General features: G+C 66.7%; 21 protein-coding genes and 1 tRNA gene. 8 read left to right on the top strand and 14 right to left on the bottom strand.

Going from position 1 to position 23,613, the window contains the following annotated elements:
• Window positions 1-27: 27 nt before the first annotated feature.
• The 8 genes from C0V75_RS11655 to C0V75_RS11620 form a co-directional block, all read right to left on the bottom strand.
• Window positions 28-1,506: a CpaF family protein gene (locus tag C0V75_RS11655; RefSeq protein ID WP_101921101.1), complete on the bottom strand. Its 1,479-nt coding sequence runs from the start codon at window positions 1,504-1,506 to the stop codon at window positions 28-30.
• 42 nt (window positions 1,507-1,548) lie between these two features.
• Window positions 1,549-2,835, bottom strand: coding sequence for an AAA family ATPase (locus C0V75_RS11650; RefSeq protein ID WP_101921100.1), 1,287 nt, complete (start codon window positions 2,833-2,835; stop codon window positions 1,549-1,551).
• Window positions 2,836-3,146: 311 nt separating this feature from the next.
• A complete protein-coding gene (locus C0V75_RS11645) occupies window positions 3,147-3,818 on the bottom strand; it encodes an OmpA family protein (RefSeq protein ID WP_101921099.1) in 672 nt (223 codons plus the stop codon).
• A gap of 11 nt (window positions 3,819-3,829) precedes the next feature.
• Window positions 3,830-5,215, bottom strand: a complete 1,386-nt coding sequence (locus tag C0V75_RS11640) for a type II and III secretion system protein family protein (RefSeq protein ID WP_101921098.1) — start codon at window positions 5,213-5,215, stop codon at window positions 3,830-3,832.
• Between the two features lie 278 nt (window positions 5,216-5,493).
• Entirely contained in the window at window positions 5,494-6,333 is an 840-nt protein-coding gene (cpaB, locus tag C0V75_RS11635; protein WP_101921097.1) for a Flp pilus assembly protein CpaB, read from the bottom strand.
• A 73-nt stretch (window positions 6,334-6,406) separates the two neighbouring features.
• Window positions 6,407-6,601, bottom strand: coding sequence for a hypothetical protein (locus tag C0V75_RS11630; RefSeq protein WP_101921096.1), 195 nt, complete (start codon window positions 6,599-6,601; stop codon window positions 6,407-6,409).
• A 128-nt stretch (window positions 6,602-6,729) separates the two neighbouring features.
• Entirely contained in the window at window positions 6,730-6,924 is a 195-nt protein-coding gene (locus C0V75_RS11625) for a Flp family type IVb pilin (RefSeq protein WP_173861066.1), read from the bottom strand.
• A 401-nt stretch (window positions 6,925-7,325) separates the two neighbouring features.
• Window positions 7,326-7,505: a hypothetical protein gene (locus C0V75_RS11620; RefSeq protein WP_101921095.1), complete on the bottom strand. Its 180-nt coding sequence runs from the start codon at window positions 7,503-7,505 to the stop codon at window positions 7,326-7,328.
• A 371-nt stretch (window positions 7,506-7,876) separates the two neighbouring features.
• Between C0V75_RS11620 and C0V75_RS11615 the strand changes: the two genes are divergently transcribed.
• Entirely contained in the window at window positions 7,877-8,728 is an 852-nt protein-coding gene (locus C0V75_RS11615) for a lytic transglycosylase domain-containing protein (protein WP_254216444.1), read from the top strand.
• Between the two features lie 29 nt (window positions 8,729-8,757).
• Here the strand turns inward: C0V75_RS11615 and C0V75_RS11610 are convergent, their stop codons facing one another.
• The 4 genes from C0V75_RS11610 to C0V75_RS11595 all read right to left on the bottom strand — a co-directional run bounded on the left by C0V75_RS11610 (window position 8,758) and on the right by C0V75_RS11595 (window position 11,312).
• Window positions 8,758-9,045, bottom strand: a complete 288-nt coding sequence (locus C0V75_RS11610; protein WP_101921093.1) for a GNAT family N-acetyltransferase — start codon at window positions 9,043-9,045, stop codon at window positions 8,758-8,760.
• Between the two features lie 138 nt (window positions 9,046-9,183).
• Window positions 9,184-9,813, bottom strand: a complete 630-nt coding sequence (locus tag C0V75_RS11605; protein WP_101921092.1) for a CoA transferase subunit B — start codon at window positions 9,811-9,813, stop codon at window positions 9,184-9,186.
• Window positions 9,813-10,517: a CoA transferase subunit A gene (locus C0V75_RS11600; protein WP_101921091.1), complete on the bottom strand. Its 705-nt coding sequence runs from the start codon at window positions 10,515-10,517 to the stop codon at window positions 9,813-9,815. Before C0V75_RS11600 ends, C0V75_RS11605 begins: the two co-directional genes overlap by 1 nt.
• Before the next feature lie 84 nt (window positions 10,518-10,601).
• On the bottom strand, window positions 10,602-11,312 hold the full coding sequence (locus C0V75_RS11595; RefSeq protein WP_101921090.1) for an META domain-containing protein: 711 nt from the start codon (window positions 11,310-11,312) through the stop codon (window positions 10,602-10,604).
• A 124-nt stretch (window positions 11,313-11,436) separates the two neighbouring features.
• Between C0V75_RS11595 and C0V75_RS11590 the strand changes: the two genes are divergently transcribed.
• Window positions 11,437-11,522, top strand: a tRNA-Leu gene (locus C0V75_RS11590).
• Between the two features lie 16 nt (window positions 11,523-11,538).
• Here C0V75_RS11590 and C0V75_RS11585 read toward each other — a convergent pair.
• A complete protein-coding gene (locus C0V75_RS11585) occupies window positions 11,539-12,000 on the bottom strand; it encodes an Lrp/AsnC family transcriptional regulator (RefSeq protein WP_101921089.1) in 462 nt (153 codons plus the stop codon).
• Window positions 12,001-12,104: 104 nt separating this feature from the next.
• On the opposite strand from C0V75_RS11585, the gene putA reads away from it, so the two are divergent.
• Complete coding sequence (gene putA / locus C0V75_RS11580) at window positions 12,105-15,551, top strand: bifunctional proline dehydrogenase/L-glutamate gamma-semialdehyde dehydrogenase PutA (protein WP_101921088.1); 3,447 nt, start codon at window positions 12,105-12,107, stop codon at window positions 15,549-15,551.
• Window positions 15,552-15,780: 229 nt separating this feature from the next.
• Window positions 15,781-16,548 (top strand): rhomboid family intramembrane serine protease, encoded by a 768-nt coding sequence (locus C0V75_RS11575; RefSeq protein ID WP_101921087.1) that lies wholly within the window; start codon window positions 15,781-15,783, stop codon window positions 16,546-16,548.
• A 42-nt stretch (window positions 16,549-16,590) separates the two neighbouring features.
• Here the strand turns inward: C0V75_RS11575 and C0V75_RS11570 are convergent, their stop codons facing one another.
• A complete protein-coding gene (locus C0V75_RS11570; protein WP_101921086.1) occupies window positions 16,591-17,379 on the bottom strand; it encodes an inositol monophosphatase family protein in 789 nt (262 codons plus the stop codon).
• 172 nt (window positions 17,380-17,551) lie between these two features.
• On the opposite strand from C0V75_RS11570, the gene C0V75_RS24090 reads away from it, so the two are divergent.
• The 4 genes from C0V75_RS24090 (at window position 17,552) to C0V75_RS11550 (ending at window position 23,400) form a co-directional block, all read left to right on the top strand.
• The gene (locus C0V75_RS24090) at window positions 17,552-19,120 is read left to right on the top strand and encodes a calcium-binding protein (protein WP_143710412.1); all 1,569 of its coding nucleotides are present in this window, start codon (window positions 17,552-17,554) and stop codon (window positions 19,118-19,120) included.
• A 93-nt stretch (window positions 19,121-19,213) separates the two neighbouring features.
• Window positions 19,214-21,760 (top strand): AMP-binding protein, encoded by a 2,547-nt coding sequence (locus C0V75_RS11560; RefSeq protein WP_101921084.1) that lies wholly within the window; start codon window positions 19,214-19,216, stop codon window positions 21,758-21,760.
• A gap of 186 nt (window positions 21,761-21,946) precedes the next feature.
• Window positions 21,947-23,155 (top strand): GTP-binding protein, encoded by a 1,209-nt coding sequence (locus C0V75_RS11555; protein WP_101921083.1) that lies wholly within the window; start codon window positions 21,947-21,949, stop codon window positions 23,153-23,155.
• A complete protein-coding gene (locus C0V75_RS11550; RefSeq protein WP_101921300.1) occupies window positions 23,152-23,400 on the top strand; it encodes a DUF6525 family protein in 249 nt (82 codons plus the stop codon). Before C0V75_RS11555 ends, C0V75_RS11550 begins: the two co-directional genes overlap by 4 nt.
• Window positions 23,401-23,613: the final 213 nt, after the last annotated feature.

The raw sequence follows: 23,613 nt of genomic DNA, 5'->3' as shown, positions 1-23,613 counted from the left end.
CAGAAGATTGGGGGTTGCGGGTTCGGATCAGACGATCGGTTCGTAGATCGAGGCGGGCAGGTCATAGCCCCACTGGCGGAAGCGGTCGGAATAGTGCGAGCGCACGCCGGTGGCGTTGAAACGGCCGATGATCTTGCCCGAGGGTTCGACGCCGAGCCTTTCGTAGCGGAAGATTTCCTGCATGGAGATGACTTCGCCTTCCATGCCGGTGATTTCGGTGATGGAGACCATGCGGCGCGAACCATCCTGCAAGCGCGATGCCTGCACGATCAGGTTGACGGCGCTGGCGATCTGCGACCGGACGGCCTTGATCGGCATGTCGATGCCCGCCATGGCGACCATGTTTTCGAGACGCGAGATGCCGTCGCGGGCGGAGTTGGCGTGGATCGTGGTCATGGACCCGTCATGGCCGGTGTTCATGGCCTGAAGCATGTCGATGACTTCCTCGCCGCGGGTTTCGCCCACGATGATGCGGTCGGGACGCATCCGCAGCGCGTTGCGCAGACAGTCGCGCTGGGTCACCGCGCCCTTGCCTTCGACGTTCGGCGGGCGGCTTTCCATGCGGCCCACATGGACCTGCTGAAGCTGGAGTTCGGCGGTATCCTCGATCGTCAGCACGCGTTCGGTGTTGTCGATGAAGGAGGAGAGGGCGTTGAGCGTGGTGGTCTTCCCCGAGCCCGTGCCGCCCGAGACGATGATGTTGAGGCGGGTGGAGACGGCGGCCTGAAGATAGGCGGCCATCTCTTCGGTGAAGGCGCCGAAGCGGACGAGATCGGCGATGCCGAGCTTGTCCTTCTTGAATTTCCGGATCGAGACGAGCGAGCCATCCACCGCGACCGGCGGCACCATGCAGTTGAAGCGCGAGCCATCGGCAAGGCGGGCGTCGCAATAGGGGTTCGATTCATCGACGCGGCGGCCCACGGCGGAGACGATCTTGTCGATGATCCGCAACAGGTGGCGTTCGTCCTTGAAGGTGATGTCGGTCAGCGTCAGCTTGCCGCCACGTTCCACGAAGATGCGCTGCGGGCCGTTCACCAGGATATCGGAGACGGTTTCGTCCTTCAGGAGCGGTTCGAGCGGGCCGAGGCCCATCACCTCGTCATAGAGTTCCTGGTTGAGGGTGGCGCGGTCGTCCTTGTTCAGGGCGACGGACATTTCCGACAGCGCCTCGGAGGCGATTTCCGCGATCTCGGTGCGCAGGCTGGATTCGGAGGCATGTTCCAGCGCGGCGAGGTTGAGGTTTTCCAGGAGGCGCTTGTGCAGCTCCACCTTCAGTTCCATCAGCCGTTCCTTGCGCTTCTTCTCCTTGTCCGCGGCGGCGGCTTCGGGCGTGGCGGGGACGGCGGCGGGACGTGCGCCAAGCACCGCCTTGGGCGGTGCGGCGGCGGCGGGCGCGGCGGGTTTCGGCGCGGGTGTGGCCGCGGCCACGGCGGCGGCGGGAGGTGCCACCGGGCGCAGGGCGGGTTTGGGATCGGCAGCGTCAGGTTTCTTGAAACGTGAGAACATCAGGAAGGCCCCCCAGGCCAGGCAGTCCTATCGGGTTTGAGGTCAGGACCGGCCGGTTTCCACGGCGCGGTTGAGGTCGAAGAGCGAGCGCGCAAGCTTTTGCAGCTCCTTGCGCACCGGGTTCTTGGGCGCGCTGATGGCCAGCGGATGCCCGTGGTCGTTCGCCTGCGTCACCTGTGCGCCGCCGTCGGGGATCTGCACCTCGAGACGGATGTCGAGGCTTTCCGACATGCGCTTCACCCGGCTCTTGGCAGAGAGGTCGGTGAATTTGGGCGCGCGGTTCAGGATGTAGCGGAGCTTTTCATGCGGCAGCGTTTCGGCCTTCAGCGCCCGCACGAGGCGCAGCACGTTCTGCGCGGAGCGAAGGTCGAGGTCCATCGTGGCGAAGTAGACATGGGCGCGCGAGAGCACGGTTTCCGTCCAGGCCACGATGGTTTTCGGCATGTCGATGATGACGAAGTCGAAATTCGACTGCGCCATGTCGATGATGCGGGCGATGTCCTCGGGCGTCACGATGTCGAGCGGCAGCATGTCGGCAGGTGCGGTGAGGACATAGAGCTTGTCGCCATAGGTCAGCATGGCCTGAAGGAAGGCGTCGCTGTCGGCGGCGGCGGTGTCGGAGAGCAGTTCGAACACCGCTTCCTTGCGCGGCAGGTCGAGATAGGTCGCGACCGAACCGTATTGGAAATCGAAGTCCAGAAGGCAGACGCGCGGGGCGTTGGTCTTTTCGATCGTGGCCAGTTCCCAGGCGAGATTGGCCGCGAAGGTGGAGGCACCCGAGCCGCCGGACAGGCCATGGACGGGCAGGACCACCCCGTCGCGGTCGCCCTTGGCCTTGAAGCTGGGCGCATGGGCGGCGGCGTCGGGGACGGCATGGAGATGGGTGACCGTGGCAGGGGTCGCCGGCATGGGGATGGCGGACGGCTTGCGGATGCGTTCGATCGCCTCCTTGAGCGCGCCATCGGGGAGCGGGTAGGGGACGAAGTCATCGGCGCCGAGGCGCAGGAGTTGATGCAGGCCCGCGGGGCTGATGCGGTCGGCGATGAGGATGACCTTGATCTGGCGCAGGGTCGCGGCCTTGATCACCTCGGTGATGCGGGTCAGGTCGCTTTCGTCTTCGCTGTTGACGGCAATGGCAACGAATTCAAGGCTTTGCGCATCGGGCTGGGTCAGGAATTCCTGGGCGTCCTCGAAGGTCAGGTCGCCCCAGCTTTCGCCCATCTCGAGCTCCATGTCGTCGATCAGCAGATCGAAGTTCTGGATGTCCCGCGAGATGGTGCAGGCCAGGATCGGCGCCGGATCGGGCAGCATGTTGGCAGCGGTGTTCATCGCCTAGTCGTCCTTCCTTGCCGGGGGTCCGATGGGCAAGCCTCCCGCCACCACATGCGGCCGGGCAAGGCGATTGCCACCGGGGGACCCCGCACGGGCATTGCCGTGAGATTGTTCCCAGTCACGGGAAAAGCTGGAGGGGAATGGTGGCGATTCTTGGGCTAGAAACGCGAGATTGTTTGAAATCTGGCGACTTTATACGGGCAGCAAAGGGAAGTGTTCGCAGCCGACCAGGGGCGGCGCAGCCGGAAACGGAAACAGGCTGCCGCAGCAGCCTGTCCGGTTCGTGCAAGGGTTGTGCCAGAGGCGCGTCAGGGCGCGCCGGTTGCGCCGGTGGCGGCGCCGCCGCCTTCCCCGCCACCGCCGCTGCCACCGCTTCCGGCCGTCAGGACGGGGGTGGGTTCGGCGCTGACGATGTATTCGCGGAAGATGATTTCGGCATATTTGCCGTCGAGAACGGAGGGGTGGCGCTGCACGAAGCCCGACACCTCGGTCACCGTGCGGCGGTTCTGCTGTTCGGGGCCGGGGGTGGGGATGACCGGCTGGGTTTCGCCATAGGAGACCAGCGCCTCGAGCCGCGAGCGCGAGATGCCGCGGCTGGAGAAATAGGCGACCACGGCTTCGGCCCGGCGCTGGCCGAGGCGGCGGTTGTAGGCATCGGAGCCGACGGCATCGGTATGGCCATAGACGCGGAAGCGGACTTCCGGGAATTGCCGGATGAAGTTGGCCTGCTGGTCGAGCGTGGCCCGCGCCTCGGGCGAGAGCTGCGCGCTGTTGAAGGCGAAGGTGATGGTGGACGGCACTTCGCGGGCGAACCGTTCGCCGAGCGCCTGGACCGGATTGATCTGCCCGGTCTGCACCATGAAGTTGTTCATCGTGGAATTGCCGAAGCCGCCTTCATCGACATTGGACCCGATGATTTCGCTGCCGCAGGCCGCTAGGGCCAGAAGCGAGAGGGCGGACAGAAGATGCGTGGGCTTCATGGCCTGTCCCCTCATTCCATCACATAGCCGTAGGAGCCGGTGAAGTCCTGCCGGGCCACTTCGCCCGCCGCCCCGGATGTGGCGGCCTTGCCGACTTCGCCGAAGAGGAAGAGTTCACGTTCCGTCGGCAGGCGGACCCGGTCTGTCGGCAGCGCCAGCGCCTCGCCCCGCGTGGGGGTGACGAGATGCGGGGTGACGATGATGACCAGTTCGGATTGCGACTGCTGGTATTCGACCGAGCGGAACAGCGTGCCGAGCACCGGGATATCGCCGAGCCACGGGATCTGGCCGTTGAGGTCGCGGAAGTCGTCCTGGAGGAGGCCCGCGATGGCAAAGCTTTCGCCATCGCGCATCTCGACCGTGGTCTGGGTTTCGCGGCGTTTGAAGGCGGCGAGCTGGATGCCGTTGCTTTCCTGCGTGACCGTGCCGTCCACCGACGAGACGGCGGCGGCGATTTGCAGGTTGATGAGATCGCCATCCACCACGGTGGGGGTGAACTTCATCTCGACCCCGAAGGGTTTGTATTCCACGGTGATGGTGCCGTCATCCGACACGGGCACGGGATATTCGCCGCCCGCGAGGAAGGAAGCCTCTTGCCCCGAAAGGGCGGTCAGGTTGGGTTCGGCCAGCGTGCGGACGACCCCCTTGGTTTCCAGCGCTTCGAGCAGGATGCCGATTTGCAGCGAGCCGGTGGTGAAGCCGAGAAGGCCCGCGCCGACGACATTCTCGCGCACTTCGATCGGGTTGTTGAGCCCGTTGTCGCCGTTCAGCCAGGTGCCGGTTTCGACGGCGTCATTGGTGCCGCCGATGGCGATGGAGGAGGACAGGTTCTTGGCGACCGAGCGCTGCATTTCCGCAAAGCGCACCTTCAGCATCACCTGCTGGGTGCCGCCCACCGTCATCAGGTTCGACACGCGGTCGGGCGCGTAGCGTTCTGCAAGGTCCAGCGCGCGGGCGAGCCGGGCGGTGGAGGAGACGGTGCCCGAGAGCACGATGCCGTCATTGGCGGTGCGCACCTCGATCTTTTCGCCCGGAAGGATCTGGTTCAGCCGTTCCTTGAATTCGGCGATGTCGGTGACGACCTGCACCTCGACATTGGTGATCAGCTCGCCCTCGGCCGACAGGAGCGTCAGCGTGGTGCGGCCGGGCGTCTTGCCCAACACATAGATCGACCGGTCGGACAGGGTGGAAATGTCGGCGATGCCGGGATTGGCGATCGAGAGTTCGGCGAAGGGAACATCACTTTCCAGAACCACGGCGCGGTTCATCGGCACTTCCAGCGCCTGGGACGCCGTGCCCTGAACCACCCGCAGCACTTCTGCCCCGGACATGGCCGGAGGCACGAAGGCCAAGGCGGCGCCCATTGCGCCGGCGGCCATCAGCTTTCGCATCTGCATCGGTGACCTGCCCTTTCGATCACACCTCGTGACGCGGGTCTTACTGCCCGCTCCAACCGTTAACATGCCTCAATACCAGTTTCTTTGCAAGAATCATTGCCTTAACGGAAACTCCTGATGTGGATAACTGGCAACACAGGGGGGTGCCCCGACCATTGGTCGCGTGTTGAAAAGGCCAGACCCACCATATGCGGTGGGTCTGGCCGCAGCTTATCTGGAGTTGTGCGCTGTCAGGCTGTGGTCGCCTGACCTTTGGGGTGCTCCGCTCTGTCGCAGCCTCAGTTCGTGCAGGGGATCGGAATTTCCACCACTTCGCCGCCCTTGCGGTTGCGGATGGTGCAGACGCGTTCGGCCTCGACCTCGATCACTTCCTCGGTCTCGATCCCGAGGAGGGAGTCGCTGTCCACTTCCACCCGGCCTTCGATCGTTTCGCCCGAGCGACCCACGAGCGAGAGGGCAAGGCGGCCCGTTGCCTGGGCCTGTGCGAGGCGGGCCACCTGTTCCGGCGTGGCCTTGACGGTGACGGTCTGGGCGATGGTCGCCTCGCCGGTGGCGGCCCCGGCGGCGGTCTGGTCGATGGCGATGACGTTGATGCCGGTCTCGATCAGTTTCGTCACTTCGGTCATGCCATTGCTGCCGGTCCAATAGACATCGACATAGTTGCCCGGATAAACGAAGCCCGACACGCCGGAAGAGGCATCGACGCGGATCGCGAAGGCGCGCATGCCTTCACCAAGCTGCGAGGTGAGGCCTGCGGATTCGCCCGGTTCGGTCACCTTGACCTTCAGGATTGGTTCGAACGGTTCCATCAGGCGCAGGGCATAGCGCGGCTGTTCCTGCCCCGGGGGGAAGAGTTCGGCCTCGTCCGAGAAAGTGCCTTCGGGCAGCGCCGAGGCCTGCCAATAGATCGTGCGGACGTTTTCCTTCAGGAGCGGATCGCCGAAATCGAGCCGCTCTGTCACGACATAGACTTCGACGAGGTCGCCGACCTTCTGGCGGAACTCGCGTTCCTTCACCAGGGCGGATTCCGTCTGGTTGATATAGCCTTGGGCCATGAAGACGGCGAAACCGGCCAAGGCCATGCCGGCGATAAGGACCAATCCGAAGATCATGCGCATGTCGGTTCTGCCTTTGTTTGTGCCCTTGAACGGCAAATGGGCCGGTCGCGCCCGAGGGCGGACCGGCAGGAATTCAGTCGTCTGTCGCGTCCACCACCCGTTCACCGATGTCGGTTGCGGAGGTGTCCACGGAGTTGCCAACGGTGATCCCGATCGGGATGGCCAGGAGAACGACGGCAGCGGCAAGCACCACCCAGTCCACCGTTACGGCGCCATCCTCTTGTTTCGGGAAGCTCCGCGCTTCGTCGATCAGTGTCGTTTCGGTCATGTTCGCACTCCGGCTTTTCGGACCTTGCGGCCGGGCACCGCCTGAATAACGAAACCGGTCCGTCTCGTTACTTGTGACTGCGGCCAGGCCGAAACCTGGCCGCATGGCCGATCATGCCAGTGGCGCGATCACTCTTCGGCGCCGCCCGAGTTTGCGACGACGTCTTCGGCGATGTTGCCGGCAGCGGTCGAGATCGAGCCACCGACGGTGGTGCCGATCACGAGGGCGAGGGCCACGACGGCACCGGTCAGCACGACCCAGTCAACGGTCACGGCGCCCGATTCGTCGTTCTTGAAGGATTTGAAGATGTTCAGCAGTTTCATGGTCGTCTTCCCTTGGTTCAGGTTTCAGGTCTTGCTCACAACCGTGCCGGGGTCTGTCGGTCCGTTCTTCCGGGCGCCGTCTTCCGTTCGGTATGGAGGCATATGGCCCCTGAATCGTGGCGGCAGTTGGGAATCGGGTGGGCATTTTCGGTCAACTGCGGATTTCCGGGGGATGGGGGCTTAAGTCATTGAAATTGCTTTAAACAATCTTAATGAACCCATACTTCCGTCGGTGACACATATCCGTTGGGTGGCAATTTTGGCGGTTTTGCCACGTTTTCGCGGGGGATGACCGCAGGATCGGGCCGGTCGCGGGGAAGCGGGCGGGGGGAGGGATGCTGCGCCCCGCCCCTTGTGCGGCCCGACCGGGGGCCCGGCCGCACAAGACCCGCAACGGCCGATCAGTTGCTGCTGGTGATTTCGCCCGCGATTTCGGAGGCTTCCGACGTGATCGCGCCGCGGACGGTGCCACCCACCACGATGGCCAGGGCGACGACGGCGGCGGTCAGCACGACCCAGTCAACCGTCACGGCGCCGGATTCGTCGTTCTTGAAGGATTTGAAGAGGTTCAGCAGTTTCATGGTCGTTTCCTCGTTACTCGTTACAGGTCTTGGTTCCAACCGCCCCGGTTTCCGTCCGTCCGTATCGTCCGTCCGTCTGCCGTTCGGTGTGAGGACATATGGCCTGCGAACGGTGGCGGCAGTTTGGACGAGTTTGGGCTTTTGCATCGGCTTTGCATTTTCTTGCACGGCGCCGCAGAGGATTGAAAAACATCGGAAAAAATTTGAAATCCTCCTGAAAAATTAACACTTTAGGTGAAAGCTTGGCCGTTCTGCCACGTTCCCCCTGGGGGGAGTGGCCAGACGGGGCGTTTTGGTGCATGATTCCCTGCAAGAGGCAAAGACAGGAAAGGCATCCGTCAGAGATGCACGTCCGGGCAGCAGTTCTGGCTATGGCGGCGAGTCTTGCCGCGATTCCCCCCGCGGCTGCGGAGGGCCTGTCGCCGGAGCGCGATTTCACCTTCCGCCGCGTCAAGGTCGGGGAGGGCCTTCCGGGCCAGCGGATCACCGTGCAGATTGATCCGGCGGAGCAGGCGCGGCTACTGGCGGCGCTGCCCAAGGCCGAACCGCCGCGCGAACCCGAGCCGCTGCCCCCGGTGGGCGTCGCGGCCGCAGACCGGCCGCAGGGGCCGGTGCCGGGCGCGGCCTCTACCTATGGCTGGTTCTGGGACCTTGTGCCGCCGGGCATGGATCAGGCGGCGGGGCGTTTCGATGCCGCGATGGCGGCGCTGGCACAGGGGCCGCAGGGAAAGTCGGTGACCGCGCCGCGCCTGCAACAGATGCAGAAGATGGCCGATGACCATGGCACGGCGCTGCTGATGGCGACGGTGGGCACGGAGGTTTCGCCCGCTCTGGCCCTGGCGGTGATGGCGGTGGAAAGCGCGGGGCGGGCCGATGCCGTCAGTTCGGCAGGGGCACAGGGCCTGATGCAGCTTATCCCCGCGACGGCGGAGCGGTTCGGCGTGCGCGATGCGCTGGACCCGGAAGAGAACATCCGCGGCGGCATCGCCTATCTCGACTGGCTGATGAAGGAATTCGACCGCGACCCGATCCTCGTCCTGGCCGCCTATAATGCGGGCGAGGGGGCGGTGCGCGCCAATCGCGGTGTGCCCCCCTATGCCGAGACGCGGGACTATGTGCCGAAGGTGCTGGCGGCCTGGCAGGTGGCGCAGGGGCTCTGTGCCACGCCGCCCGTGGTGGTGAGCGATCCCTGCGTCTTCCGTATCCTACAGGCCAGCCAGTAGGCGGAGGCTGGGGGCGGGCCCTCTCGGGATCAGACGGCGAAGGCGTCGGCCCATTCGGGATGTTTCTTGCGCTGCGCGTTCACGAAGGGGCAGAGCGGCATGATCTTGAACCCTTCCGCCCGCGCATCGGCCACCATCCGGGTGACGAGCGCAAGACCTGCGCCCGTGCCCCGGAAACTGTCCGGCACGCCGGTGTGATCGGCGATGATGAGCGTGGGGGAGGTGATGGAATAGGTCAGTTCCGCCTCTTCGCCGTTCTGGCGGATGACGTAGCGGCCCTTGCTGGCCCCGTGTTCGCGCTGCACCTCGTGGGTCATGGCCTGCTCCGATCGGGAAGCGCAAAATTTTCGGAGGAAAATTTTGCGGGTGAGGGGCGAAAAATCTTCGGACGAAGATTTTTCGGGGGGGGCTGGGGCGAAGAATTTTCGGTGAAAATTCTTCGCTGATGCGCGGCGTCAGTTGACGAGGGTCGCTTCGGTCGCGGCCCGAAGCTCGGCTTCGGTCACGCCATCGGCCAGTTCGACGATCTTCAGCCCGCCGGGGACGACATCGAGGACGCCGAGATTCGTGATGATGCGGTTGACCACGCCCTGACCGGTCAGCGGCAGGGTGCAGGACTTCAGCACTTTGGATTCTCCATGTTTGGAGGTGTGGTCCATCACCACGACCACGCGGCCCACGCCGGCCACAAGGTCCATCGCGCCGCCCATCCCCTTCACCAGCTTGCCGGGGATCATCCAGTTCGCGAGGTCGCCGTTTTCGGCCACCTCCATCGCGCCGAGGATGGCCATGGCGATCTTGCCGCCCCGGATCATGGCGAAGGAGGTGGCGCTGTCGAAGAAGGCGGTCTGGGGCAGTTCGGTGATGGTCTGCTTGCCGGCATTGATCAGGTCGGGGTCTTCCTCGCCCTCAAACGGGAAGGGGCCCATGCCGAGCATGCCGTTTTCCGATTGCAGGGTGACGTTCACGCCTTCGGGGATGTAGTTTGCCACCAGCGTCGGGATGCCGATGCCGAGGTTGACATACCAGCCGTCCTGAAGCTCTTGCGCGGCCCGTGCCGCCATCTGGTTTCTGTCCCACGGCATTACACGCTCTCCTTCTTCCGGACGGTGCGCTGTTCGATGCGCTTTTCGTGCTGCCCCTGCACGATGCGATGGACATAGATGCCAGGCAGGTGGATCGCGTCGGGGTCGAGCGCGCCCAGGGGCACGATCTCTTCCACCTCCACCACGCAGATCTTGCCGCAGGTGGCGGCGGGCGGGTTGAAGTTGCGGGCGGTCTTGCGGAAGACGAGGTTGCCCGAGGGGTCGGCCTTCCAGGCCTTCACGATGGAGAGGTCCGCGACGATGGAGCGTTCGAGGATATAGGTCTTGCCGTCGAAGTCCTTGTGCTCCTTGCCCTCGGCGATGACGGTGCCGACGCCGGTGCGGGTGTAGAAGCCGGGGATGCCCGCGCCGCCGGCGCGCATGCGTTCGGCCAGCGTGCCTTGCGGGTTGAATTCAAGCTCCAACTCGCCCGACAGGTATTGCCGCATGAATTCGGCATTCTCGCCCACATAGGAGGAGATCATCTTCTTCACCTGACGGCTTTCCAGGAGGATGCCGAGGCCAAAGCCATCGACGCCCGCATTGTTGGAGGCGACGGTGAGGTCCTTCGTCCCGGCCTTGCGGATCGCGGCGATCAGAAGTTCGGGAATGCCGCAGAGGCCGAAGCCACCCGAGGCGATGGTCATGCCATCGAAGAGGACGCCGTCCAGCGCGGCTTCGGCGCTGGGATAGACCTTTTTCATGCGCGATGTCTCCCCCGCAAATTCTCGCCCGTCATATGGAACCGGGGCGCGGGGAGTGTCAATTGCCGCGCTGCGGCACGGGCCTCAGCGGCGGGCGGAGAGGGCTGCCATGCCTTCGCCGGAGGTCAGGAGGAGGGTGCCGTCTTCGGCGATGTCGAAGCCGGTGACGGAGGCGAGGGCGGCGAGCACGGCCAGTTCAGTTTCCATCTGCGGGGCGGGGCAGGCCATGCGGGTGGTGGCGATGGGGCCGAGGGAAAGGCTTTCGCCCGTCAGGCTGTAGCTGCCGGTGAGGCGGTTGCAGCCGGAATTGCCCGACACTTGCCCGTCGGCGAAGGCAAGGATGACGCCGCTGACATCGGCAAGGGGGGCAGGGCCGAGGCGGGTCACGGTCCAGTCCCCCGCGAGGAGCGCGGCCGGGTCGCCCGCGCAGCCGTTCAGCCCGGCCGAGGCGCGGGTGAGGGTGGCGCGATAGGGATGGGGCATCCCCGACATGCTGTCGCGGCAGAGCTGCGGGTCGATGCGGAGGGTGAAGTCGCTGGTGATCAGGATCAGGCTGTCGCCTTCCGTCTCTTGCGTGAAGGGCAGGATGCGGAGGCTGCCCTTGCCTTCGGGTTCGGACAGGCGGAGGCCTTCGACCGTGGCTTCGACGGACCAGAAGGGTTCATTGCCGCGGGCGGTAAGGGGAAGCGTGATGCCCGGCGGGGGGGCTACCGCCGCGCCGTCCTGCGCCGTGGCCGGAAGCGGGGCGTGCAGGGCGAGCGTTGCGCAAAGGAGCAGGGGGAAGCTGCGGGTCATCTGGACGTCTCCGGTCACCTTGGGGGGCAGGATAGGCCGGACGCGCCGCTGCCGCAAAGGGGGGCGGGGAAGCGTGGGCTTTCCCTTGGGCGGCGGGCTTGCTAGCAAGGCGCGCGTCCCCGCGGCCCGCGTGGTGGAATGGTAGACACAGGGGACTTAAAATCCCTAGGCCGAAAGGCCGTGCCGGTTCGAGTCCGGCCGCGGGTACCAGGGGAGCACGGGGGGATCAGAAGCTTTCCTTCACCGCCTCCATCGCGACATAGGTGGAGGTGGAGGCGACATGCGGCAGGGCGCTGATTCGTTCGGCCAGCACGCGGCGGTAATCCAGGATGTCGGCGGTGCGCACCTTCAGCAGATAGTCGAAGCGCGAGGCGATCATGTGGCATTGCTCCACCTCGGGCACCGCCAGCACGGCCTTGTTGAAGGCCTGAAGCGCCGCTTCGCGGGTGTCGGACAGGCGCACTTCGACGAAGGCGACATGGGCCTGGCCCATGCGGATCGGGTCGAGAAGGGCGCGATATCCCGTGATGATTCCGCTGTCTTCCAGCCTTTTCAGCCGCGCCTGGGTGGGGGATTTGGACAGGCCGATGCGGCGGCCGAGTTCGGTGGCGCTGATCCGGCCATCGGTGGCGAGGATGCGCAGGATCACTTCGTCAAAGCGGTCGAGCGGGACGCGTTCAATCGGCATGTATGGCCCCTGAATTGCAGGCGAAACGACATGGGTTCAGATGATCTTCGGGAGAAAGACCCGGCAAACCTGCGGTATCATAGGCCAAATCGGAGAAAAAGCCCATGCCCCGCGACATTCCTTCTGAACCCTGGTCCGTGATCGCCCTGGAAAGCCTTGCCGATGAGGCGGCGCTGGTGCGGCGTTTGATCGCCGAGGCGGGGCTGGACGATGCCGCGCGGGCGCGGATCACCGCCGCCGGGGCGGGGCTGGTGCGCCGCATCCGTGACAGCGTGAAGCCGGGGCTGATGGAGGTTTTCCTGGCCGAATACGGGCTGTCCACCGAAGAGGGCGTGGCGCTGATGTGTCTGGCCGAGGCGCTGCTGCGCGTGCCGGATGCCGAGACGATGGATGCGTTGATCGAGGACAAGATCGCGCCTTCCGACTGGGGGCGGCATCTGGGGAAATCGGCCTCGTCTCTGGTGAACGCGTCCACCTGGGCGCTGATGCTGACCGGGAAGGTGCTGGAGGATCGCGAGCCGGGGGTGGTGGGCCATTTGCGCGCCGCCGTGAAGCGGCTGGGCGAACCGGTGATCCGCCGCGCGGTGGCGCAGGCGATGAAGGAGATGGGGCGGCAGTTCGTTCTGGGCGAGACGATCGAGGCCGCGATGAAGCGGGCGACGGAGCTGGAGGCGAAGGGATACACCTACAGCTATGACATGCTGGGCGAGGCGGCGAGGACGGAAGGGGACGCGCGGCGCTATCACCTGGCCTATTCCAAGGCGATCACCGCGATTGCAGCGGCGGCGAAGGGCGCGGATATCCGCGCCAATCCGGGGATTTCGGTGAAGCTGTCGGCGCTGCATCCGCGCTATGAGGTGGCCAAGCGGGCACTGGTCATGGCGGAACTGGTGCCGCGTGTGCGGGCCTTGGCGGGGCTGGCCAAGGCGGCGGGCCTGGGCTTCAACATCGACGCGGAAGAGGCGGATCGGCTGGCGCTGTCGCTGGAGGTGATCGAGGCGGTGCTGTCGGATGCCTCGCTGGCGGGCTGGGACGGGTTCGGCGTGGTGGTGCAGGCTTACGGCCGTCGCGCCGGGGCGGTGATCGACTGGCTTTATGCGCTGAGCGCGCGGCTGGATCGGAAGATCATGGTCCGGTTGGTGAAGGGCGCCTATTGGGATGCCGAGGTGAAGCGGGCGCAGGTGATGGGGCTGACATCCTTCCCGGTCTTCACGCGCAAGCAGGCGACGGATGTGAGCTATATCGCCAATGCGCGGAAATTGCTGGGGATGACCGACCGCATCTATCCGCAATTTGCCACGCATAACGCGCATACGGTGGCGGCGATCCTGGAGATGGCTGCGGACAAGCGGGCCTTTGAATTCCAGCGGCTGCACGGGATGGGCGAGCGGCTGCATGATCTGGTGCTGACGGATGAGGGGACGCGCTGCCGCATCTATGCGCCGGTGGGAGCGCATCGGGACCTGCTGGCCTATCTGGTGCGGCGGCTGTTGGAGAACGGGGCGAATTCGTCCTTCGTGAACCAGATCGTGAATGACGAGGTCCCGCCGGAGGTGGTGGCGGCCTGCCCCCTGACGGCGATGGAGGGGATGGCGGCGGTCGCCAATCCGGCGCTGAAGACGGGGCCTGCGCTGTTTGGCGCGCGGGTGAATTCCAAGGGGTTCGATCTGACGGATGCGGGGCATCTGGCGGCGATCGAGGCCGCGCGCGCGCCCTTTGCCACGCAGCGGTTCGAGGCGGGGCCGATGATTGCGGGGCGGCCTGCGGGGGGCCTGCGGGTGGAGGTGCGGAACCCTGCGACGGGCGATCTGGTGGGGCATGTGGTGCAGGCGGGCGCGCCGGACGTGGAGACGGCGCTGCGGCTGGCCGAACCCTGGGCGGCGGCTGTGCCGGAGCGGGCAGAGGTGCTGCGCCGGGTGGCGGATTTGTATGAGGCGGAGTTCGGGCCGATCTTCGCGCTTTTGGCGCGGGAGGCGGGCAAGACGCTGGCCGATGCGGTGGCGGAGTTGCGGGAGGCCGTCGATTTCCTGCGCTACTATGCCGATGGGGCGGCGGGGCTGACGGCCCCGGCGCGGGGGGTGTTCACCTGCATTTCGCCTTGGAACTTCCCCCTGGCGATTTTCACCGGGCAGATCGCGGCGGCACTGGCGGCGGGCAATGCGGTTCTGGCCAAGCCTGCGGAACAGACGCCGCTGATCGCGGCTTTCGCCGTGGGTCTGATGCACAAGGCGGGGGTGCCGGTGACGGCGCTGCAACTTCTGCCCGGCGAGGGGCCGGTGGTGGGGCGGATGCTGACCTCTGACCCGCGCGTGGGTGGGGTCTGTTTCACGGGGTCCACCGAGACGGCGCTGATGATCCGCCGCGCGATGGCGGACCATCTGGACCCGACCGCGCCCTTGATCGCGGAAACGGGCGGGTTGAACGCGATGCTGGTGGATTCGACGGCGCTGCCGGAACAGGCGGTGCGGGATATCCTTGCGTCCTCGTTCCAGTCGGCGGGACAGAGATGTTCGGCCCTGCGCTGCCTCTACGTGCAGGAGGATGTGGCCGAGACGGTGCTGGAGATGCTGTCGGGCGCGATGGATGAGCTGGCCTTGGGCGATCCGTGGGATCTGACCACCGATGTTGGGCCGGTGATTGACGCCGAGGCGGCTGGCACGATCCGCGACCATGTGGCGGCGGCGCGGGCGGCGGGGCGCGTGGTGAAGGAGATGGCGGCGCCTTTGGCGGGAACCTTCGTGGGGCCTGCGGTGATCCGGGTGGACGGGATCGCGGCGATGACGCGCGAGATTTTCGGGCCGGTGCTGCATGTCGCCACCTTCCGCGCCGATGAGATCGACCGGGTGGTGGAGGCGGTGAATGCGACTGGTTACGGCCTGACCTTTGGGCTGCATACCCGGATCGACGACCGGGTGCAGCGGATCGTGGAGCGGCTGCGGGTGGGCAATACCTATGTCAACCGCAACCAGATCGGCGCCGTGGTCGGCAGCCAGCCCTTTGGCGGCGAAGGGCTGTCGGGGACGGGGCCGAAGGCGGGGGGGCCGGATTACCTGATGCGCTTTACGCGGGTGGAGGTGGCCGAGGTGGCCGGAGACGGGCGCGCGGCGACGGAGGCCGAGGTGGCGGCGGCGCTGCGCGCGGCGGGGGCTGTGCCTGCGCCGGGGCCGATGAGCCATGACCTGCCGGGGCCGACGGGGGAGTCGAACCGGCTGACCAGCGTTGCGCGGGAGCCGGTGCTCTGTCTGGGGCCGACGGCGGCGGCGGCGGCGGACCAGGCGGCGGCGATCCGGGCGCTGGGCGGCGTGGCGGTGGAGGCGCCGTCGCTGGAGCCTGCGGCGCTGGGGCGGCTGGCGGGTTTTGCCGGGGCGGTCTGGTGGGGCGGGGCAGAGGCGGGGAGACCCTATGCGCAGGCGCTGGCCGGGCGGACGGGGCCGATCCTGCCGCTGATCGGCGGGAGGCCCGACCGGGGCCATGCGCGGCTGGAGCGGCATGTCTGCATCGACACGACAGCCTCGGGCGGGAATGCCCAATTGCTGGTCGAGGCGAATTGAGCGGAGCCTGCGGGGGCGGGCGCCCCCGCAGGCAAGCCTTTTTCCCTTGGCCCGCGCCTGCGCGCGGACCAAGGCGGGGCAGGGGGCGTTCCGCCCACTCTTGGCCATGCGGCCCATTCACCCCCTGAGGATATTTTCAGACAGAAAGTGTCGGCTGCCGGGTGGGGGCGGTTTTTGGAGGGCGACGTGGGACCTTGACCGGGAGGCGGGCTTCGGCAAGCCTTTCGCGATGTTTCCGATCCGCGATCACAACCCCTCGGGGCGGGTGCCCTATGTGACCTTCGTCCTGATCGCGGCGAATGTGGGGTTCTTCCTGCTTTACTGGTCGCTGCTGGCTTCGGATGCGGCGCTGGGGCAGTTCTACATGGTCTGGGGGCTGGTGCCGGCGCGGATCAGCTATGGCGAGGGCTATCTGACCTTCCTCACCTCGATGTTCCTGCATGGCGGCTGGATGCATCTGGCGGGGAACATGCTGTTCCTCTGGGTCTTTGGTGACAATATGGAAGAGGAGATGGGCCATCTGGGCTTTCTTCTCTTTTACCTTGCCTCCGGCGTGGCGGCGGCGGGGGCGCAATATCTGGCCGATCCGGCGTCCATGATCCCGATGGTGGGGGCTTCGGGCGCGATTGCCGGGGTGATGGGGGGCTATCTGTTGATGTTCCCCAAGGCGCGGGTGGATGTGTTCTTTTTCTTCGTGGTCTTCTTCCGGGTGATCCCGATTCCCGCCTTCCTCGTGCTGGGGATATGGTTCGCGATCCAGTTGGGCAGTGGCTGGGCCACGGCGGCCGATCAGGGCGGGGTGGCCTATTGGGCGCATGCGGGCGGGTTCATCGCGGGGCTGGCCATGGCGGTGCCGGTCTGGCTGCGGCGGGGCGGGCCGGGCTATTGGGGGCGGACGCATGGCGCGCCACCGCATCCGGTGGCGGATTACGCGGTGGTGAAGAGCCGCATTCCCCGGGTCAGGCGGGGCGGGCCGGGGCCATGGGATGCGCGCTGAACGGGTGCGGAAGGGGCGCGGTGGGACCGTGCAGGCGGGCGGTCAGGCGTCGCGCAGCAGCGTGGCGAAGGGGGTGTAGAGGGCGTCATTGCAGGCAATGAGCGCGCCCTTTTCCAGCGGGTCATCGCCCTCGCGCAGGCCGGTGACGAAGCCGCCCGCCTCTTTCACCAGAAGCAGGCCGGCGGCGATGTCCCAGGCCTTCAATTCGCGTTCCCAGAAGCCGTCAAAGCGTCCGGCGGCGACATAGGCGAGGTCGAGCGCGGCGGAGCCCCAGCGGCGCACGCCGGCCGTGGCGGGCATCAGCCGGGCGAGATCCTTGAGCATGGCGGGCAGCGTGGCCTTGGCGCCGTAGGGGATGCCCGTGGCGAAGACAGCCTCATGCAGATGGCGGCGGCCCGAGACGCGGATGCGGCGGTCGTTCATCCAGGCGCCTGCGCCCTTTTCGGCCCAGAACATTTCGTCCTTGGCGGCGTCATAGACGACGGCGGAGACGATCTCGCCCTTGTGTTCCAGCGCGATGGAGACGGCCCAATGCGGCATCCCGTGCAGGAAGTTCGTGGTTCCGTCCAGCGGATCGACGATCCAGCGGCGGGTCGGGTCCTGGCCGTCCTGGGTGCCGGTCTCTTCGCCCAGCCAGCCATAGGAGGGGCGGCCGCCCATGAGTTCGTCCCGGATAAGCCGTTCCGCCTCGCGGTCGGCCTTGGTGACGAAATCGCCGGGACCCTTGGCGGAGACCTGAAGGTTTTCGACCTCGCGGAAGTCCTTGACGAGCGAGCGGCCTGCCTTGCGGGCGGCCTTGATCATCAGGTTGAGGTTCGCGCTGCCTTGCATTGCAGGGGCTCCGGGGAGGGAAGGGTCAGGGCAGGGGCATTACACGCGGGCGGGCGGGAAGGGAAGGGGGGATGGGGGCCGCCACCCCGGGCATTGCCTGAGACGGGCGATTCGGGGCAGGATCACGGGGCCGTGATCTGTGTCGGCTTTGGTGATTTTGGGAGTGCGAGTGATGGCTGTCGTGACGATTTCGAACCCCGGCAACGGGGGAATTTACTGGCCCGACCTGTTTGACGTGAACTTTCTGGACAGTGGGACGACGGTCTCGAGGACGTCGCGCAGTTTCATCGTGACCTGGCAATCCGAGGATTGGGGCACGGTGGAGATCCGGTTCAGCGGCACGGGCCTGACCTATAGTGACGGGACCTTTCCGGATGGGGCGCGGCTGGTCGAGGGCAGCTTGACCGGGATGACGGTGAAGGTCGGCGGTGCCACCTGGCTTCGGGCGACATCGCTGGACCTGCCGGCCGAGGTGATGGACCATCTCTGGCTGGGCTGGATGCATCGGGGGCAGTACCGGCCGGGTGATGCCTTCGATTTCTGGACAGCCCTGCTGCGGGGGGATGACCGGATCCTTGGCAGCGATGCGGATGATGACCTGATCGGCGGGCAGAACCCCGGCAATGACACGATCTTTGGCGGTGCGGGCTTTGACTGGATCAATGCGGGTGCCGGAAATGACGTGATCGACGGCGGAGCGGACCGGGACACCTATTCGCTTCAGGAAAGTTTCTTTGACAGGACGGCCTTCCGGGGGGCGGTGGTCAATCTTCAAACGGGGACGGCGACAGACAGTTGGGGCGGCACGGATACGCTGACCTCTGTCGAAAGGGTGGAAGGGTCGCGTTTCGCGGATCAGATCACCGGATCGGCGGAAGCGGAGCGCTTTTCCGGGTTGAAGGGGCGCGACACCATCGACGGCGGCGGGGAGCATGACACCGTGCGCTATGATCGGGATGCCGATTTTGGCGGGCTGCGCGGGGTGAACGTCAACCTTGCCACAGGCGTGGCCCGGGATGGATGGGGACAGGAGGACACGCTCTTGAACATCGAGGGGGTGTTCGGCACGCGCTTTGGCGATGCGATCACGGGGAACGGGGCCGACAACTGGTTCATCGGCGGGGATGGCAGGGACTCGATCAACGGGGGCGCGGGCTTGGATACGATGGAGTTCTGGAAAGAGACCGTCGAGACGGGCGCGGTGGTCGATCTGTCGCGGAGCAGCGGGCAGGTGCAGAATGACGGGTTCGGCAATGTCGAGACGCTGGTCAGCATCGAGAACCTTTATGGCACCGCGCTGGGCGACCGGATGACCGGGAACCGGCTGGCCAACTGGCTGGAGGGGGATTTCGGCAGCGACACGCTTTCGGGCGGGGCCGGAAATGACAGCATCGTCGGCGGCGAGGGGGCGGATGTCCTGACGGGCGGGTCGGGGCGGGACCGGTTCTTCTACAACACCTGGGATGGCGGCAACCCCGCCGGGGACACGATCACGGATTTTGCCAGCGGGGTGGATGCTTTCGTCTTCAACACCGTGAATTTCGAGGGGATGGACACGGTGCTGCGGTTCCGCAACGGGACGTCTGCGGGGGGAAGCGGGGAGTCCTGGTTCTATTTCAACACGGCCACCCGGCAGCTTTTCTGGGATGCCGATGGGACGGGGACGGAGGCGGCGGCGGTGATGGTGGCGACGCTGACCGGGGTGACCGCGTTGCGGGTGGCGGATTTCGAGCTGCAATGATCCGTTTTCCGATTATTTCCGTCGGAAATTAACAGTTGATTAAAAAGGTCGGATATCATAGGGGTTGGGGTCTTCATCCCCTGTGATCCCGCCATGTCCTTCGCTGCGCTTGCCTCTTTCCTCTCCGGGTCGCCCGAGGCGGTGGCCCTGGTCCTTGGGGATGGGAGGCAGGTGTCGCGGGCGGCGCTGGCAGAGCGGGCCACAGGATTTGCGCGGCGGCTGGGGGCGGGGCGAAAGCTTGTGGCGCTGGAGGCGGTGACCTGCGCCGAAAGCATCGCCGCGCTGCTGGGCGCCTGGTCGGCGGGCCATGCGGTGGCGCTGCTGCCGCCCGGCGACAGCGCGGCGATGGAGCGGTTCCGCCGGGATTTCGCGCCCGAAGCCGTGTTCGCACTGGCGGGCGGGCGCTGGCGGTTGACGCTGGACGGGCGTGGGGCGGGGCCGTTGCATCCCGATCTGGCGCTGCTCATGCTGACCTCGGGGTCAACGGGGCATGGCAAGGCTGTGCGGCTGTCGGCGGCGGCGGTGGCGGCGAATGCGGCCCAGATTGCCGAGGTGCTGGAGATCACGGCGGCAGATCGGGCGGCGCTGGTGCTGCCCTTGCAATATTCCTTCGGGCTGTCGGTCGTGACCTCGCATCTTGCGGCGGGGGCGTCGGTCTGGCTGGCCGAGGGCGGCATCCGGGCGGAAGGGTTTCTTGACCGCGCAGCGGCGTTGGGGGTGACGAATATCCAGACCGTGCCGATGGGGTATGACCTGCTGGACCGCGCGGGATTCGCGGATGTGGCCTGGCCGGGCCTGCGTTTCCTGGCCGTGGCGGGGGGCGGGTTGGCGCCTGCGGTGCAGCGGCGCTTCGCCGAGGCCATGGCGGCGCGGGGCGGACGGTTCCATGCGATGTATGGCCAGACCGAGGCGGTGGCGCGGATCGCCTGTCTTCCGGCGGAGATGGCGGTGACGCGGGCAGGGTGCATCGGCTTTGCGGTTCCGGGGGGGCATCTGACGCTGCGCGACGAGAGCGGGCGGGAGGAGGCGGAGGAAGGGGAACTGGAGTATCGCGGGCCGAACGTGATGATGGGTTACGCCAGCGCGCGGTCTGATCTTGCCCTGGGATCAACGCTTTGCGCGCTGGCCACGGGGGATGTCGCGCGGCGCGAGGCGGATGGGGTTTACCGGATCGTCGGGCGCAAGCGGCGGATGTCGAAGATCGCGGGTGTGCGGATCGGGCATGACGCGGTGGAGGCGGCGCTGGCCGAGCGCGGGCTGCGGGTGGCGGTCTTTGGCGGGGACCAGGGGCTGCGCGTGGCCTATGAAGGGGCGGAGCGGGCGTCGGATGTGGCGGACCTGGCCGCGCAGGTGGCGGGGGTGATGCGTCGGCATGTCGATGCCTTTGCGGTGGAGGCCCTGCCGCGGCTGGCCTCGGGCAAGGTGGATTACCCGGCCTTGGGGCGGGTGGCGGTGCCGGAGGCGGAGACGGGCGTGACCGCCGCCTTCCGGGCCTGCTTTCATCCGTTGCCAGTCGGGCCGGGGGACACGTTCACCGGATTGGCGGGGGATTCGCTGCGCCATGTGGAACTGGTGCTGGCGCTGGAAAAGGCGCTGGGCCATGTGCCGGAGGGATGGGAGGAGATGCCGGTCGCGGCCTTGGCGCGGATGGAGAAAGGCGCGGGAAAACAGGGTGTTGCGACCGAGATCGCGGTGCGGGCCGGGGCCATTGTCGCGGTGGTGGTGACGCATGAGACGCTGTGGCCCGTCTATGGCGGTGCGGCGGCGATGGTGGTGCTGGTGGGGCTGATGTGGGCGCGGTTCCAGCGCGCCGCGATTGCCGCCGGGGATTGGGCGGCGCTGATCCGGCCGATGGGGCGGGTGCTGTTGCCCTATTACCTGATCCTGACCGGCTATTCTGTCGCCTGGGGGCAGGTGCCCTGGGGATCGGCGTTGCTGGTGTCGAATTTCGGGATCGGCGATCCGGTGACCCATGACCGGCTGCCCTTTCTTTACTGGTTCGTCGAGGTCTGGGTGCAGATGCTTTTGCTGCTGGCGGGGCTGGCGCTGCTGCCCGGGGTGCGGCGGGTCGTGCGGGAAAATCCTTTCCGGGCGGGGCTTTATGCGCTGGCGGGGGCGATGGCCCTGCGGCTTTGGGGGGCGGATCTGCTGGGCCTTGGGGGGCGGAAGCTGTTCACGCTGCCCTGGGTGGCCTATCTGGCCTGCTTTGGCTGGCTGATCGGTTGCGCGGATACGCGGCGGCGGAAGTGGATCGTGCTGGGGCTGGCGGCGGTGGTGATGCCGCTGGTCGCCTGGCTGGGCGGGAACTGGTACGGGGCCTGGCTGAAATATGGCTGCATCTTCGGGGTGCTGGCGCTGCTTCTGTTCGTGCCGCGCCTGTCCTGCCCGGACTGGCTGCGGGGGGCGATCCTGCCGGTGGCGGCGTCAAGCTATCTCATCTACCTGACCCATCGCCTGCTGCCCGAGGTGGTGATGGCGGGTTGGGCGGATGTGCTGCCGGGATGGGCCTTTTCGGCGCTGTCGATTGTGGGCGGCATCGCGCTGGGGATCGGGTTGACCGCCGGGCAGCGGAAAGTGGCGGCCTGGTGGGCGGCGCGGGGTGCGATGCGGCCGGGCCAAGGCCTTGCCGGGACAGCTTGATTCCTTTCAGGGGCCGAAATCGGTTGTGGTGCCTGCTGTGCCGCGAACTGTGCAGCAAACTGTGGTCACGCGCGGTGCCTTGCCGGGGCGTTCACCCTGCGCTGCCGGGGCGGTTGATGGGGGGCTGGACAAGCGGCGCCGCTTTGCGGCAGATACGTTATAGTATAACATAATGGAGTCGCTGCCATGCCATCTGCCGCTCAGAGAGACAGCCGCCTTCCCGTCACCGTCCTGTCGGGGTTCCTCGGGGCGGGGAAGACCACGCTTCTGTCGCATGTGCTGAACAACCGGCAGGGGCTGCGGGTGGCCGTGATCGTCAATGACATGGCCGAGGTGAATATCGACGCCGATCTGATCCGCGCGGGGGCGGAGCTGCATCAGGCGGAGGAGAAGCTGGTCGAGATGACCAATGGCTGCATCTGCTGCACCCTGCGCGACGACCTGCTGAGCGAGGTGCGGAAGCTGGCCGAGGCGGGGCGCTTTGACCATCTGCTGATCGAATCGAGCGGGATTTCGGAACCCCTGCCGGTGGCCGCGACCTTTGACTTCCGCGATGCGGAAGGGGAAAGCCTGTCGGATGTGGCGCGGCTGGATACGATGGTGACGGTGGTTGATGCGATCAACCTGCTGAAGGATTTCTCCAGCCACGATTTCCTGGCCGCGCGGGTGGAAACGCCGGAGGGCGACGGGCGCGCGCTGGTCAATCTGCTGACCGAGCAGATCGAGTTTTCCAATGTGGTGGTGCTGAACAAGGTGTCGGATGCCGGGGCCGAGCGCGTGGATGCGGCGCGCAAGATCATCGCGGCGCTGAACCCGGATGCGCGGGTGATCGAGGTGGATCACGGTGCGGTGGACCTGCGCGCGGTGATGGGGACGGGGCTGTTCGACTTCGACAAGGCGGCGGAGCATCCGCTTTGGGCGAAGGAACTCTATGGTTTCGCCTCGCATGTGCCGGAGAGCGAGGAATACGGGATCGAAAGCTTCGTCTTCCGGGCGCGGCGGCCCTTTGATCCGGCGCGCATCCATGCGGTGCTGAATGGCGATCTGCCGGGGGTGATCCGGGCGAAGGGGCATTTCTGGCTGGCCACGCGGCCCGACTGGGCGGCGGAATTCTCGCTGGCAGGGGCGGTGTCTTCGGTATCGCCGCTGGGACGGTGGTGGGCTGCGGTGCCGAAGGCGCGCTGGCCGCAGGGGGGCGAGGGGCTGGCGGCGGTGCGGGCGCAGTGGGTGGAGCCCTGGGGCGACCGGCGGCAGGAGATCGTCTTCATCGGGCATGGAATGAACCAAGCGGCGATCCTTGCCGCGCTGGAGGCGGCGCTGGTGCCCGCGGCGGAATTCGCGCCCGAGGCCTGGGAGGCGATGGCCGATCCCTTCCCGCTGTGGCGCGCGGCATGAGCGGCAACCTGCGGTCGCCCAGGGCGCGGTGGCGGCACGGCTGCCCGATGCGGGCGCATGACGCGCTGCCCGCGCCGCTGCGGCTCTGGCTGAAGGAGGCCGCGCTGCCCTGGTCGGCAGAGAGCGCGCGGCGGGTCTGGGAGCGGGAGGTGCGGCGGTCGGGGGTGGAAGGCGCCTTGCGGCGGCTGGGGGAGGTGGAGGCGGCGACCTTGGCGCGGGAACGGGCGGAGGTCTGGCGGGCGTGAGGGGCGCGGGGGATGGGCAGGATTGCCCATCCTACCGGGGAGGGCGGTGGCGTGGCGGGGAGACCCCCGCCCTACGGGCGTTGCGGCGGCGGGGGTGCCTATTTTTGGGCGGTGGCGTGGCGTATGGGACGCCGATTTTTCGGGCGGTGCCGTGGCGGGGTGAACCCCGCCCTACGGGTGTTTCGGCGGCGGGGGGCGCCGATTGATGGGCGG

Source organism: Tabrizicola sp. TH137, assembly GCF_002855575.1.
GTDB lineage: Bacteria > Pseudomonadota > Alphaproteobacteria > Rhodobacterales > Rhodobacteraceae > Paragemmobacter.
The sequence above is the reverse complement of the archived record's forward strand: the minus strand, read 5'-3'. Positions and strand labels throughout refer to the sequence as shown.

What these genes read in the sequence shown, in the direction of transcription:
- C0V75_RS11575 (WP_101921087.1), top strand. Translation starts at nt 15,781, where the DNA reads ATGTTTCCGATCCGCGATCACAACCCCTCGGGGCGGGTGCCCTATGTG.
- C0V75_RS11585 (WP_101921089.1), bottom strand. Translation starts at nt 12,000, where the DNA reads ATGCCGATTGAACGCGTCCCGCTCGACCGCTTTGACGAAGTGATCCTG.
- C0V75_RS11630 (WP_101921096.1), bottom strand. Translation starts at nt 6,601, where the DNA reads ATGACCGAAACGACACTGATCGACGAAGCGCGGAGCTTCCCGAAACAA.
- C0V75_RS11640 (WP_101921098.1), bottom strand. Translation starts at nt 5,215, where the DNA reads ATGCAGATGCGAAAGCTGATGGCCGCCGGCGCAATGGGCGCCGCCTTG.
- C0V75_RS11550 (WP_101921300.1), top strand. Translation starts at nt 23,152, where the DNA reads ATGAGCGGCAACCTGCGGTCGCCCAGGGCGCGGTGGCGGCACGGCTGC.
- C0V75_RS11610 (WP_101921093.1), bottom strand. Translation starts at nt 9,045, where the DNA reads ATGACCCACGAGGTGCAGCGCGAACACGGGGCCAGCAAGGGCCGCTAC.
- C0V75_RS24090 (WP_143710412.1), top strand. Translation starts at nt 17,552, where the DNA reads ATGGCTGTCGTGACGATTTCGAACCCCGGCAACGGGGGAATTTACTGG.
- cpaB (WP_101921097.1), bottom strand. Translation starts at nt 6,333, where the DNA reads ATGCGCATGATCTTCGGATTGGTCCTTATCGCCGGCATGGCCTTGGCC.
- C0V75_RS11595 (WP_101921090.1), bottom strand. Translation starts at nt 11,312, where the DNA reads ATGACCCGCAGCTTCCCCCTGCTCCTTTGCGCAACGCTCGCCCTGCAC.
- C0V75_RS11600 (WP_101921091.1), bottom strand. Translation starts at nt 10,517, where the DNA reads ATGAAAAAGGTCTATCCCAGCGCCGAAGCCGCGCTGGACGGCGTCCTC.
- C0V75_RS11560 (WP_101921084.1), top strand. Translation starts at nt 19,214, where the DNA reads ATGTCCTTCGCTGCGCTTGCCTCTTTCCTCTCCGGGTCGCCCGAGGCG.
- C0V75_RS11620 (WP_101921095.1), bottom strand. Translation starts at nt 7,505, where the DNA reads ATGAAACTGCTGAACCTCTTCAAATCCTTCAAGAACGACGAATCCGGC.
- C0V75_RS11570 (WP_101921086.1), bottom strand. Translation starts at nt 17,379, where the DNA reads ATGCAAGGCAGCGCGAACCTCAACCTGATGATCAAGGCCGCCCGCAAG.
- C0V75_RS11655 (WP_101921101.1), bottom strand. Translation starts at nt 1,506, where the DNA reads ATGTTCTCACGTTTCAAGAAACCTGACGCTGCCGATCCCAAACCCGCC.
- C0V75_RS11555 (WP_101921083.1), top strand. Translation starts at nt 21,947, where the DNA reads ATGCCATCTGCCGCTCAGAGAGACAGCCGCCTTCCCGTCACCGTCCTG.
- C0V75_RS11650 (WP_101921100.1), bottom strand. Translation starts at nt 2,835, where the DNA reads ATGAACACCGCTGCCAACATGCTGCCCGATCCGGCGCCGATCCTGGCC.
- putA (WP_101921088.1), top strand. Translation starts at nt 12,105, where the DNA reads ATGCCCCGCGACATTCCTTCTGAACCCTGGTCCGTGATCGCCCTGGAA.
- C0V75_RS11625 (WP_173861066.1), bottom strand. Translation starts at nt 6,924, where the DNA reads ATGAAACTGCTGAACATCTTCAAATCCTTCAAGAACGACGAATCGGGC.
- C0V75_RS11605 (WP_101921092.1), bottom strand. Translation starts at nt 9,813, where the DNA reads ATGCCGTGGGACAGAAACCAGATGGCGGCACGGGCCGCGCAAGAGCTT.
- C0V75_RS11645 (WP_101921099.1), bottom strand. Translation starts at nt 3,818, where the DNA reads ATGAAGCCCACGCATCTTCTGTCCGCCCTCTCGCTTCTGGCCCTAGCG.
- C0V75_RS11615 (WP_254216444.1), top strand. Translation starts at nt 7,877, where the DNA reads ATGGCGGCGAGTCTTGCCGCGATTCCCCCCGCGGCTGCGGAGGGCCTG.